A 12,372-nucleotide genomic window follows, 5' to 3' on the forward strand; every position below is an offset into this window, starting at 1 on the left:
CGTTGTCAGCAGGTGTCGGGGTCCATTTCAACACGCAAACGTATAAGGAGACGGGTTATGAAAAAACTGGCCGCTCTTCTCGCGACCTTCCTTTTGGTCGCGACCAGCGCCTTCGCGGACACCACGGTGAAGGTCGACGGTTCCACCACGGTCCTGCCCATCATGCAGAAAATGGTCGAAGCCTACATGAAGGCCAACCCGACCGTGAAATTCACCGTGTCCGGCGGCGGTTCCGGCAACGGCATCAAGGCCATCATCGACAAGACCACGGACATCGCCATGGCCTCGCGCAAGATGAAGGACAAGGAATTTGCCCTGGCCAAGGAAAAGGGCGTCAACGCCAAGGAAATCGTCGTCGCCATCGACGCCATCATCCCCGTGGTCAACCCGGCTAACAAGGTTTCCGCCGCCACCATGGCCCAGTTGAAAGACCTTTACGCCGGCAAGATCACCGAGTGGAAGGCCATGGGCGGCGAGGGTCCGGTCGTGGTCATCTCCCGCGACACCTCCTCGGGCACCTACGAGACCTGGGAAGAGCTGATCATGAAGGGCGAGAAGGTCTTCCCGGGCGCCCTGCTCCAGGCCTCCAGCGGCGCTGTGGTGCAGGCCGTCAGCAAGAACAAGAACGCCATCGGCTACGTGGGCGTGGGCTACCTCGACGCCTCCACCAAGGCCCTGCCTGTCGACGGCGTGGTCGGCAACGACGAGACCGCCTCCTCCGGCAAGTACCCCATCGCCCGCGACCTGTACCTCTACGTCAACGGCGAGCCCTCCGGCGAGATCAAGAAGTTCCTGGACTGGGCTCTGGGCGCCGAAGGCCAGAAGCTGGTCAAGGAAGCCGGGTTCGTTCCCCTGAAGAAGAAGTAGTTTCCGCTTTATCCGGGTCGTTCGGCCGGGGGCTCGCCTCCGGCCGAAGGCCTTTCCGGTTCCATCCCCAACGCCGCGCACGAAGGACAAGGTAAGGCCATGGCCGTCAGCCGCAAAGCCAAAGACTCCGTCATCCGCATCGCTTTCCTGGTCACCGCCCTGTCGTCCATCGTGGCCCTGGGGCTGATCATGATCTATCTGTTCATCGAGGGCCTGCCCATCTTCGAGCATGTCTCGGTGATCGATTTTCTCTTCGGGCATCTGTGGTACCCCACCTCCGACCCGGCCGACTTCGGCATTTTTCCCCTGATCGTGGCCTCGGTGGCCGTGACCCTGGTGTCCTCGGCCCTGGCCATCCCCCTGGGGGTCATGACCGCCATCTACTTAGCCGAGATCGCCGGTCCCAGAACCCGGGGCTTTTTCAAACCGGTGGTGGAGCTTTTGGCCGCTTTGCCCTCGGTGGTCATCGGCTTTTTCGGCATGGTGGTCGTCGCCCCCTTCCTGCAGGAGGCCTTCGACCTGGCCACGGGATTAAACCTCTTCAACGCCGCCATCATGCTGGCGTTCATGTCCGTGCCCACCATCTGCAGCGTCTCCGAGGACGCCATCTATTCCGTCCCGGCCGAACTCAAGGAGGCCTCCCTGGCCCTTGGAGCCACCCATTGGGAGACCATCGCCCGGGTCATCCTTCCGGCCTCTCTGTCAGGCATCAGCACCGCCATCATCCTGGGCATGTCCCGGGCCATCGGCGAGACCATGGTGGTGCTCATGGTGGCTGGAGGCGCGGCCATGATCCCCACGTCCCTTTTCTCGCCAGTTCGGCCCATGCCGTCGAGCATCGCCGCCGAGATGGCCGAGGCCCCCTTCCGGGGCGACCATTATCACGCCCTGTTCGCCATCGGCATCGTGCTGTTTTTATTCACCCTGCTTTTCAACATCATCGCCGACCACATTTCCGAGAAGCACAAGCAGGTCGGCGCGGCCACGCTGTAGGGAGGCGTAACGTCCATGAGCACCATCCCCTTCGGCGCCAGCAAGCGCACCCGATACACCACCCAGCGGGTCATGTGGGGCCTTTTCGGCGCCTCGTCGATCATCAACCTCACGGCGCTTCTGATCATCTGTTCCTTCGTGCTGATAAACGGCATTCCGGCCATCAGCTGGACCTTCCTCACCGAGGCCCCCACGGATTCCATGACCGCCGGGGGCATCTGGCCGTGCATCCTGGGCACCATCCTCTTAAGCCTGGGGACCATGGTCGTGTCCTTCCCCCTGGGCGTGGCCTCGGCCATCTACCTCAACGAATACGCCACCCCGGGCAAGGTCGTGCGCATCATCCGCCTGGGCATCAGCAACCTGGCCGGGGTGCCCTCGGTGGTCTTCGGACTCTTCGGGCTGGCCTTTTTCGTGACCTTTTTCGGCATGGGCGTGAGCATCCTGGCGGGCATCCTGACCCTGGGCATCCTGGTCCTGCCGGTGATCATCGGCACGGCCGAGGAGGCCCTCAAGTCCGTGCCCCAGACCTATCGCGAGGCGTCGCTCGGCCTTGGGGCCACCAAATGGCAGACCATCCGCCTGGTGGTGCTCCCGGCGGCCATGCCGGGCATGCTCACCGGGGCCATCCTGGGCCTGTCCCGGGCGGCCGGGGAGACGGCGGCCATCATGTTCACGGCCTCGGTCTTTTTCACCCCCTACCTGCCCACCTCTGTTTTTGACAGCGTCATGGCCCTGCCCTACCATGTCTACGTCCTGGCCACGGCCGGGACCGACATCGAAAAAACCCGGCCCTTGCAGTACGGCACGTCGCTGGTGCTCATCGTGCTGGTTTTGGGCATGAACCTGGTGGCCATCCTTATGCGGGCCAGATTGCAAAAACGCCGCTAGTGTGGCGTCCACAAAAAACAAGTATGTTTTTTGTGAATAAAAATCATACCTTCACGGTGTTGCTGCTTGGTAAAGCCTAACGGAACGTATCGCACGCAACACTCGGGCGTCGCCTGGGACGGACGCCGCGTAGGCAACGGAACCACAGCACAAAGGCCCGCGTGAATAAAAAGGCCGATGACCTGACCCTTTTTCGCCACAAAGGCGACCCGACGCCCCCCGCGTCCGGTCGCCTTTTTTTGTGCGCTCCCCCCGGGAGCCCTTCCCAAACCTTCTGAAAAAGGAAGCGGATCGCCCATGAGTGAACCAAGCGCGCCTAAAAAGAACTACGTCCTGGACACCAACGTCCTCATCGAAAACCCCGAATGCCTGCTCAACCTTCGAAACGGCGCCGAAAACAACATCTTCATCCCCTACCATGTGCTCATGGAGCTTGAGGGCCTGAAAAAAACCCCCAAGCTGCGGCACATCGTCTCCAAGGTGATCCAGCTGCTCATGGAGCACCGCGACAAAATCACCTTCATCAAAAACGAAAAAAGCAGCTCCCAGTTCACGGACATCGTGGACAACCACATCCTGGCGGAGATCAATTCGGGCGGCATCGAAAACCCCATCCTGGTCACCAACGACCGCATCCTGCAACTCCAGGCCGGGCTGGCGGGCATAAACAGCGAGGAACTGCGCGACTCCAAGCCGTTCGAGTCCGAATCCCAGCGCTACACCGGCTTCGTGGAGGACGGCCAGCCCCCCGTGCCCAACTCCTTTTCCTGGCGCGAGGGCAAGCCCGTGCTGCACGCCCCGGACGGGGACAAGGTCATCGGTTATTCCTGCGAGGTCTGGAACATCAAGCCCCGCACGGTGTACCAAAACCTGGCCCTGGAACTGATCTGTTCCCAGCACATCGACCTGGTGTCCATCCAAAGCGAGGCCGGATACGGCAAGACCTACCTGGCCCTGGCGGCGGCGCTGTATGCGGTGCAGGAGAAAAAGCTCTACGACAAGATCTTCGTGCTCAAGCCCACCATCGAAATCGGGGCCAAGTTGGGCTATCTACCCGGCGACGTGTCGGAAAAGATGGAGCCCTACATGAAATACATCTACGATCTGTTGGTAAAGCTGCACAAGTCCCGGGCGGCCAACAAGGTCTTTTTGAACCCCAACGACGACATCCTGCGCCTCAATCCCAAAAAATTCGAGATCCTGCCCCTGGCCTACGTGCGCGGCATGAACATCGAAAACGCTTTCGTGATCATCGACGAGGCCCAGAACCTCTCGCGCACCGAGGTCCGGGCCATCCTCACCCGCATGGGCGAAGGGGTCAAATGCCTGTGCCTGGGCGACACCTCCCAGGTGGACAACCCCTATTTGAACGAAGCCAACAACGGCCTGAACTGGATCGTGCGCAAGTTCAAAGGCTTCCCCAACTACGCCCACATCGTGCTCAAGGGAGACAAGTCGCGCGGCCCCATCACGGACATGGTGCTCAAGTCCCGCCTCTAGCGAACACCGTGGCATTTGACGTTTGGCGGTCCCCGCTTCAGCCATCCGCAAAGCGGCCATCGTCGCCTTGCTCGCGTTCATGGGTAATGGATCACGAACCTTGTCCTGGCCATGCCTCGGCGCAGCCCCGGACATGGCCAGGACAAAGGCATAGACCGCCGGAGCGGGGCGGGACGAACGTCCCCGTGGCGACGCCCAATCCGACGCGCCCCTATGGTCCTGGCCGGGACAACCCGCCATGTTGAAAAACGCGGGCGTCCCTGGCATGAAGGACAGGCCCGGCTTTCCGCCGGGCCGCCCGCCTTCACGGGCGCACCCGGGTCGGATTTCCCCTTTGCGGCTTCCACCCCATGCCCGTCCGCCCTGCGCGACGCAAGGAACCACACCCCATGCACCACGCCGATCTCATCGCCGACATCGGCCTGTCCATCGTGGCCGCCACCGGGATCGGCATCCTGGCCAAGGCCCTGCGCCAACCCCTGATCCTGGCCTATCTGGCGGCGGGCATCCTGCTCGGGCCCAAAATGGGTTTCGGATTGGTGGCCGACGAGGCCACCATCAGCCTCATCGCCGAGATCGGGTTGATCCTTCTGCTGTTCATCATCGGCCTGGAGATCGACCTGAAGAAACTGGCCGCCTCGGGACGCTCCCTGGTGGTCACGGGCCTTGGCCAGTTCCCTCTGGGCGTGGCCCTGGGCCTTGTCTTTTTTGCGCCCCTGGGGTTCGCCCTGGGCGACGGCCGCTTCGACGCCCTGTACCTGGCCGTGGCCCTGGCCTTAAGCAGCACCATGATCGTGGTGAAGCTGCTCTACGACAAGTTCGAGTTGACCACCCTGCCCGGGAGCATCACCCTGGGCGTGCTGGTCTTCCAGGACGTGTGGGCCATCCTGTTTCTGGCCGTGCAGCCCAACCTGGCCGATCCGGCCGTGGGCACGGTGCTTTTGTCCTTCGCCAAGGGGGGGCTGCTGGTCGTTACGGCCATGGCCGCAAGCAAGTTCCTTTTGCCCCGGCTTTTTACGTTCATCGCCAAGGTGCCGGAACTGGTCCTGGTCACGGCCGTGTCCTGGTGCTTCCTGGTCAGCGGCGCGGCCGGGGCCGTGGGGCTGTCCCGGGAGATGGGGGCTCTGGTGGCCGGGGTCTCCCTGTCCACCTTTCCCTACAACGTGGACGTCATCGCCAAGGTCGTCAGCATCCGCGACTTTTTCGTGACGCTTTTCTTCGTGGGCCTGGGCATGCAGATCCCCGTGCCCACGGGGGAACTTTTGGGCTATGCGGCCCTGGCCTCGGCCTTTTTGATCGCGGCCCGCTTCGCCTCGGTCTTCCCCATTCTCTACGGCCTGAAAAACGGCCTGCGGCCGAGCCTGATCTGTTCCATCAACCTGTCCCAGATGAGCGAATTCTCCCTGGTCATCGCCGCTCTGGGCCTGAACATGGGGCATGTCTCGGACCAGACCGTGGGCATCCTGACCTTCGTCTTTGCGGCCACCTCCGTGGCCTCCACCTACATGATCCAGTACAACCACGAAATCCAAAAGGTTCTGGCCGCCGCGCTGCGCCGCCTGGGCCTGCGGGACGTGGCTGACGCCGGGGATCGGATCGAGCCCCATGCCGACCCCGACATCGTGTTTCTGGGATTTTTCCGCGAGGCCAGCTCCATCTTCCAGGAGATCGAAACCCTCAGCCAGGGCTCGGCGACGCCCCCGCGCGTGCTGGTGGTGGACTTCAACCCGACGGTCATCCGCGAACTGACCAGCCGGGGCGTGGCCTGCGTCTACGGCGACATCGCCAACCTGGACACCCTGGTTCACGCCCACATCGGCGCGGCCCGGGCCGTGGTCTGCTCCATCCCCAATTCCATCCTGCGCGGCGCCACCAACCAACGCCTGTTGCGCATGGCCAAGCGCCTGTGCCCGGGGGCGAAGGTGATGGTCACGGCCAACACCCTGGCCGGAGCCCACAGCCTGTACGCCGAGGGCGCGGATTTCGTGTTCGTGCCCCGCATCCACGCCGCAGAACGCGCCGCCCGGGTCATTTTGTCTTTTCGCGACGGGACGGGGGACGACGTGCGCCAGGCGGAAACCGCCGCCCTGGCCGCCCGGCGCGAGGTCTTGGGCTAGTGTCCTGTCCTTGCAATCCGTACATATGAATCCCAAAAACAACCATTCGAAATATTTATATTTCTCTAAAAAATACTGATGTATTTTTTTTAGGGACGCGACACGAGACGCCCCGGAATATGAGCACATACAAAACATACCGGCTGAACATGGAGGAAATACAGGCCTCGCTTCTTGAAGTGCAGCGCGATTTTTCACGCCTCAGCGAAGCGATGCTCATGCGCCGCGAACCCCTGGACAACCGGATCATCGACAACCTCCTGGCCGGATACGCCTACGTTGACCAACTCCTGGAAGAGGAGGTGGACCTTTTCACCCTTAAGGGCTCGGACCACATCCTGGAGCTCAACCACATCGTGCTGTGCGGCCTGGACGAACGGGTACGGCTGGAATTCGGCCCCCACATCCTGGAGACCCGCAAGCGTTTCAGCCAGGGCATCGGCCAGATCTTGTCCTGGTACGCGCGAAAAAAGTCCAAATCGGCCTACAAACGGGCCGCCGGGGTCTACGTCCTGGGCGTCAGCCAGCCCCAGCTTTTTCTGGAAGGCAACCACCGCACCGGGTCGCTTCTGGCCAGTTTCATCCTGGTCAAGGACGGCAAGCCCCCCTTCGTGCTGACCAGGGAAAACGCCCTGGCCTACTTCAACCCGTCCACACTCATCAAATACAAGCACAAGCAAAAATTCCTGGACATGCAGTACTTTCTGAAAAAATACATGGGATACTTCACGGAGTTTTTGGAGAAAACCCTGGACAAGCGGTTTCGCCGGAAAATCCTCCAGGAGGATCAAAAAAAGACTTCATGAACACCGGAATTCCTGGACAATAAGTCTGCTTCCTGGTTATTTTCAAGCGTAAGTCACGCGACTGCCTCCTTTTGCCGCTTCCTTCCGGAATCTGAGCCCCGGGATTGCCCTGGCGGCACGCGTGGCGCGTGGCGGTGCAACCGGGAGCCGGACATGTCCAGGACACGATGCATCGGATTCGCCTTCATGGCCGTAGCCGTCCAGGCGGCGGCCTGGTCCGCAGCCTGGGCTGTCGACGCACCGGGGGAACTGCAACGGCGGATCATCGTGGTGCAAAGCTACAATCCCGAATACGTCTGGTGCCGGGAGATCGATGCGGGCATCCGGGACGCCCTCGCGGAAACAGGGGTCGACATCGAGACCCTGTATCTGGACGCCAAGCGCCGCCCCGGCCCGGCCTCGCTTCGCGCCGCCGCCGACACGGCCCTGGCCCGCATCACGGCCCTCGCCCCCCAGGTGGTCATCGCCGTGGACGACGCGGCCCAGGCCTCCCTGACCGTCCCCTTCCTGAAAAACCGCCCCACCCCCCAGGTGGTCTTTTGCGGGGTCAACGCCCCCCTGGATATCTATGGGTTTCCGGCCTCAAACGTCACCGGGGTGCGGGAGCGGTACCACTTCCGCGAGGGCTTCGCCCTGATGAAAAAAATCCTGCCTCAAACCCAAAGCGTGGCTTTTTTCGGGGAGGATTCGGAATCCATGCGTTTCGTGGCGGAGGATTTGAACCAGATATTCCCCTTCGCCCTGGAGGTCGTCGGGGTTGAACTGTGCCGGACATTGCAGGAGTGGCGACAAAAGATCGCCTCGTATCAATCCCGGGCCGATGTGTACGCCTTCGGCCCCTACAATGCGCTTACGGACGAACAAACCGGCCGCGTCGTATCCCCCGACGAGGTCATGGCCTGGACCCAGTCCGCAATCAACAAGCCGACCCTGGGCTTTTCCGACATCGCCAAGGAGCACGGCATGCTGTGCGGCATCCTGGAGTCCGGCCACGAGCAGGGCCGACTTGCCGGGGAGATGGCCCGCCGCATCCTGGACACCGGGACGGCGGCCGGAAGCATACCGGTGCGCATCAACGTCGAGGGCGTGGTCATGGTCAACCTCAAGGCCGCCGAACGCCTGGGCGTGCGCATCCCCTACCCCATCATCGAGGCGGCGGGGGTTGTGTTGCAATGAACGCCGTCCGAAGGTTTGTCTCGGTCTTGTCCTTGGACCGGCATCTGGCCCCGGTCCTGACTGTGGTCTTTGCCGGGGTGGTTTTGAGCACCCTTCTGGCCTATTTTTCGACCAAGAACACCCTGACGAAACTGGCCCTGGGCCAGACCCAGCAGACCCTGGGATTCCTCAACCGGGAGATCGGCTCCCGGGTCAAGGAAATAGCCGCCCGGCTCGACCTGTGGAGTCGTGAAGATATCTATGCCCTGGCCCTTGAGAACTCCTACCTGGGGGAGTCGGCCCGCGAGGAGGCCACCCGGCGCATGGCCGCCCGGGTCACGGGCAGCTCGTTTGACCGGGTGTTTTTGATCAAGCTCAACGGCGAAATCGTGGCCGCCTCCCATCCGGACATGGTGGGCCGCTTCTCGGTCGGGGACAGGGCCTATTTCCAGATGGCCCTGGCTGGGAATCTCTCCATGGAGACGCTTGCCTCCGGCCGCCATTCCCATGTGCCCATGCTGGTGGTCGCGGCCCCCGTCCACACAGGGACAGGGATTCTGGCCGGGGTCATCGCCGTGGCCATGGAGACTTCTCGCTTTGCCGGAGAGCTTCCCCTCGGGGAGCATTCCCGGGAAACCGGCATAGGCCTTATCCTGGACAAGACCGGGGTCATCCTTGCCGCACCATCCGGCATCGCCTCGGGACTTTCCTGGGCGGACTGGCGCATGGACGAGGTCCGAAAGTCCGCTGCCTCGGGAGAACCAGCCCATTTTCGCGAGGGAGACGTGAAGCGTGTGCTTATGGCCGTGCCCAACGCCGAGACCGGGTGGTACCTGGTGCTTTCGGCCGAAGAGGATGAGCTCCTGCGCCCGGCCGCCCGCATCGCCTGGCTGACCGGCGGCGTGTCCCTGGCCACCCTGGCCCTGGTGGCCCTGACACTGGCCGCCCTGGGACGGGCCATGGCCGGATTGCGCCAGTCCGAGGAAAAGTTTTCCCGGATCTTCATGTTCGCCCCGGACACCATTCTCCTGGCGGACATGGACTCCGGAAAGGTCGTCGACGCCAACGAAGCCTTCACCGCGCAAACGGGTTACGCGCGCGAAGACATCCTGGGCAAAACCTCGGCCGAGCTCCCCCTCTACGCCAATAGCGCCGACCGGGAGGCCTTCCACAGCCTCCTGCGCCGGGACGGCCGGGTGGACCATTTCGAATGCGAGTCCCGCTACAAAGACGGAACCATCGCCATCTGCTCCCTCTCCGGACAGATCGTGATCATCGGAGGCGGGCGCTATCTCATGACCATGGTCCGGGACATCACCGAGACCAAACGGATGCAGGAGATGATGGTCCAGACCGAAAAAATGATCTCCGTGGGGGGCATCGCCGCAGGCATCGCCCACGAGATCAACAACCCCCTGGGCATCGTGCTCCAGGCCTCCCAGAACATCGTGCAGCGCACCCGGCCGGATTTTCGCAAAAACCTGGAGGCCGCCGAAAAAATCGGCCTGGATATGCGCCTATTGGACCAATACATGAAGGTCCGAAAGCTCGACGTCTTCATCGAGGACATCCAGTCCGCCGCCTCCCGGGCCTCGGCCATCATCCGGCACATGCTCGATTTCAGCCGACGCAGCGAATCCCGCCGCACGGTTTGCGACATCCGGGCCATTGCCGACAGCGCCTTGAACTTGGCCTCCAACGACTACGACCTCAAAAAAAGCTACGACTTCAAAAAGATCGAGATCGTACGGGACTACCCCCCCGACCTGCCGGGCGTCGGCTGCACGGCCACGGAAATCGAACAGGTGTTGCTCAACGTGCTCAGAAACGCCGCCCAGGCCATGGCCGCCGCAGCCTCCCCCGTGGCCGCGCCGCACATCGCCGTCCGCATCCGGGATCTCACGGATCGGGTGCGCATCGAGATCGAGGACAACGGCCCTGGCGTGCCGGAGGGGGTTCGCACCCGGATCTTTGAACCGTTTTTCACCACCAAGCAGCCTGGCGTCGGCACCGGGCTGGGTCTGTCCGTGTCCTATTTCATCGTGACCAAGGGCCATGGCGGCAAGATGACCATCGAAACAGGCCCCGACGGCGGGGCCGTCTTCTGCATCGACCTGCCCAAGGACGAAAGGCTTGAGGGGTAAGATGGCCACTCCACACATTCTCATCCTCGACGACGAGGAGCGCATTCGGGATCTGTTGACCCAATATCTGGAGGATTTCGACGAGTTCACCGTACGAAGCGCCCACTCCGGGGAGCAGGCCCTGGAGCTTTTGGCCCTGGAACCCGCCGAGCTGGCCGTGGTGGACATGCGCCTGCCGGGCATGAGCGGCACGCAGTTCATCCGGGAGGCCTCGGCCCGGGGGGTGTGCCGCCATTTTCTGGTGCATACCGGCTCGGTGGACATGGCCATAAGCTCCGAGCTCAAAGAACTGGGCCTGACCAGACGGGACTTTTTCTTCAAACCGGTCGGCGCCGACGCCATCCTGGACCGGATACGGGAATGCCTCTCCCAAGGAGACGCCTGATATGGCCATTCTGGTCATCGACGACGAGGCCGGTCTGCGCCGGGCCCTGGGCGCGCACCTGGAAGACATGGATTACGACGTCCTTCTGGCCGAAAACGGGCGTGATGGGCTTGATGTCCTGGAGCGTGACCCGGACGCGGTGCAGGCCGTGGTGGTGGACCTGAACATGCCGGTCATGGACGGCTATTCCTTCATCCAAAACGCCACGGTCCTGGCCCCGGACCTCCCCCTGGTGGTGCTGTCCGGGGTGGGCGTGGTGGAGGACGCCCTGCGCGCCATGCGCCTGGGGGCCTGGGACTTCATCACCAAGCCTCTGTCCAACATGGCCGTCCTGGACCATATGCTGGACAGGGTTCTGGAACGGGCCAGGCTTTTGCGCGAAAACCGCCAGTACCAGGAGAACCTGGAGCGGCTGGTGCAGGAACGCACGGCCGAGTTGGAACTGACCCGCCGCCAGATCATGCAGCGCTTAAGCCGGGCCGCCGAATACAAGGACAACGAAACCGGCCACCACGTCATCCGGGTGGGCGAGATCAGCGCGCTGCTGGCCCGGGCCATGGGGCTTTCCGAGGTGCGGTGCGAGATGATGCGGGAATGCGCCCCCCTGCACGACGTGGGCAAGATCGGCATTCCGGATACCGTGCTGCTCAAACCCGGGCCGCTTGATCCGGACGAATGGGAGATCATGCGTCGCCATTGCCTCTACGGCTGCGAGATCCTGGGACCGCTCAACGGCTCCGACACGGCCCAAAACGCCTGCGGCTTCCTGCTCGGCCCCCTGGAATCCGGCGACAACGAGCTTCTGCGCCTGGCCCGCGTCCTGGCCCTGTACCACCACGAACGGTGGGACGGCACGGGCTACCCTATTGGGCTGGCGGGGGAGGCCATCCCCCTGGAGGCCCGCATCGTGTCCGTGGTGGACGTCTACGACGCCCTGCGCAGCGATCGGCCCTACAAAAAAGCCTTCCCCGTGGAAAAATGCTTCGCCCTGTTGCAAAAAGGTTCGGGCAGCCAGTTCGATCCCATGGTCATCGAGGCCTTTTTCCGCGAGGTCGACGCCATCCGGGCCATCCGGAAAAAGTGGAAGGATTAGGGCGGCGTTCACAAAACGCAACACGGGCGCGCCGCCCGCCACGTGCGGCCTTGGCCTGACACACCATCCTCGTGTTTTCATCCGTAAAGACACGGCGGCGTTTTCCAAGGGATTCCCCCCACGCCGCGCTCCCGCCCAATGTCCTGCCCGAAAGGGTGCCAGCCGGGGAAAAACCTGCTAGAGAGGGAGGGGAATTTTCTTACAACCCTTTCCCCTGGAGCATACATGGACCTCATGCCCCAACTCGACGTCTGGGCCATGATCCGGGAGGCCACGCCCACGGTCAAGGCCGTGCTGGCCCTTTTGGCCGCCATGTCGGTTCTGAGCTGGGCCGTCATCCTGCACAAGCTTTTCACCCTGCTCCCGGCGGCCCGGGCCTCCCGGGCCGCCCTGGCGGACGTCCTGGCCGCCCTGGCGCGCG

Annotated in this window: 10 protein-coding genes and 1 pseudogene; all 11 read left to right on the top strand. The window is 62.8% G+C overall.

Annotation, left to right across the window (positions count from 1 at the left end; translation table 11 throughout):
- The first annotated feature begins 57 nt into the window (after positions 1 to 57).
- Entirely contained in the window at positions 58 to 867 is an 810-nt protein-coding gene (locus tag V3572_RS03735; RefSeq protein ID WP_332109633.1) for a PstS family phosphate ABC transporter substrate-binding protein, read from the top strand.
- A gap of 99 nt (positions 868 to 966) precedes the next feature.
- The gene (gene pstC / locus V3572_RS03740; RefSeq protein ID WP_332109634.1) at positions 967 to 1,860 is read left to right on the top strand and encodes a phosphate ABC transporter permease subunit PstC; all 894 of its coding nucleotides are present in this window, start codon (positions 967 to 969) and stop codon (positions 1,858 to 1,860) included.
- A gap of 15 nt (positions 1,861 to 1,875) precedes the next feature.
- Entirely contained in the window at positions 1,876 to 2,751 is an 876-nt protein-coding gene (gene pstA, locus V3572_RS03745) for a phosphate ABC transporter permease PstA (protein WP_332109635.1), read from the top strand.
- A gap of 297 nt (positions 2,752 to 3,048) precedes the next feature.
- Entirely contained in the window at positions 3,049 to 4,251 is a 1,203-nt protein-coding gene (locus V3572_RS03750) for a PhoH family protein (RefSeq protein WP_332109636.1), read from the top strand.
- Positions 4,252 to 4,640: 389 nt separating this feature from the next.
- Entirely contained in the window at positions 4,641 to 6,368 is a 1,728-nt protein-coding gene (locus V3572_RS03755; protein WP_332109638.1) for a cation:proton antiporter, read from the top strand.
- Positions 6,369 to 6,487: 119 nt separating this feature from the next.
- Positions 6,488 to 7,174, top strand: a complete 687-nt coding sequence (locus V3572_RS03760; RefSeq protein WP_332109639.1) for a hypothetical protein — start codon at positions 6,488 to 6,490, stop codon at positions 7,172 to 7,174.
- Positions 7,175 to 7,327: 153 nt separating this feature from the next.
- Positions 7,328 to 8,350, top strand: a complete 1,023-nt coding sequence (locus V3572_RS03765) for an ABC transporter substrate-binding protein (RefSeq protein ID WP_332109640.1) — start codon at positions 7,328 to 7,330, stop codon at positions 8,348 to 8,350.
- Positions 8,347 to 10,473 carry a sensor histidine kinase gene (locus V3572_RS03770; RefSeq protein WP_332109641.1) on the top strand — a complete coding sequence of 709 codons (2,127 nt, stop codon included), beginning with the start codon at positions 8,347 to 8,349 and terminating at the stop codon, positions 10,471 to 10,473. The genes V3572_RS03765 and V3572_RS03770 overlap by 4 nt, the downstream gene beginning before the upstream one ends.
- A gap of 1 nt (position 10,474) precedes the next feature.
- Positions 10,475 to 10,858 (top strand): response regulator, encoded by a 384-nt coding sequence (locus V3572_RS03775; protein ID WP_332109642.1) that lies wholly within the window; start codon positions 10,475 to 10,477, stop codon positions 10,856 to 10,858.
- A 1-nt stretch (position 10,859) separates the two neighbouring features.
- Positions 10,860 to 11,951, top strand: coding sequence for an HD domain-containing phosphohydrolase (locus tag V3572_RS03780; protein WP_332109643.1), 1,092 nt, complete (start codon positions 10,860 to 10,862; stop codon positions 11,949 to 11,951).
- Positions 11,952 to 12,176: 225 nt separating this feature from the next.
- Positions 12,177 to 12,372, top strand: a pseudogene (locus V3572_RS03785) (hypothetical protein); the annotation flags it as partial.

It is taken from the genome of Desulfolutivibrio sp., from assembly GCF_036584575.1.
Lineage (GTDB): Bacteria > Desulfobacterota > Desulfovibrionia > Desulfovibrionales > Desulfovibrionaceae > Desulfolutivibrio.

Bases quoted from the DNA above. Each gene is read 5' to 3' on its own strand.
- V3572_RS03735 (WP_332109633.1), top strand. From the start codon at position 58: ATGAAAAAACTGGCCGCTCTTCTCGCGACCTTCCTTTTGGTCGCGACC.
- pstC (WP_332109634.1), top strand. From the start codon at position 967: ATGGCCGTCAGCCGCAAAGCCAAAGACTCCGTCATCCGCATCGCTTTC.
- pstA (WP_332109635.1), top strand. From the start codon at position 1,876: ATGAGCACCATCCCCTTCGGCGCCAGCAAGCGCACCCGATACACCACC.
- V3572_RS03750 (WP_332109636.1), top strand. From the start codon at position 3,049: ATGAGTGAACCAAGCGCGCCTAAAAAGAACTACGTCCTGGACACCAAC.
- V3572_RS03755 (WP_332109638.1), top strand. From the start codon at position 4,641: ATGCACCACGCCGATCTCATCGCCGACATCGGCCTGTCCATCGTGGCC.
- V3572_RS03760 (WP_332109639.1), top strand. From the start codon at position 6,488: ATGAGCACATACAAAACATACCGGCTGAACATGGAGGAAATACAGGCC.
- V3572_RS03765 (WP_332109640.1), top strand. From the start codon at position 7,328: ATGTCCAGGACACGATGCATCGGATTCGCCTTCATGGCCGTAGCCGTC.
- V3572_RS03770 (WP_332109641.1), top strand. From the start codon at position 8,347: ATGAACGCCGTCCGAAGGTTTGTCTCGGTCTTGTCCTTGGACCGGCAT.
- V3572_RS03775 (WP_332109642.1), top strand. From the start codon at position 10,475: ATGGCCACTCCACACATTCTCATCCTCGACGACGAGGAGCGCATTCGG.
- V3572_RS03780 (WP_332109643.1), top strand. From the start codon at position 10,860: ATGGCCATTCTGGTCATCGACGACGAGGCCGGTCTGCGCCGGGCCCTG.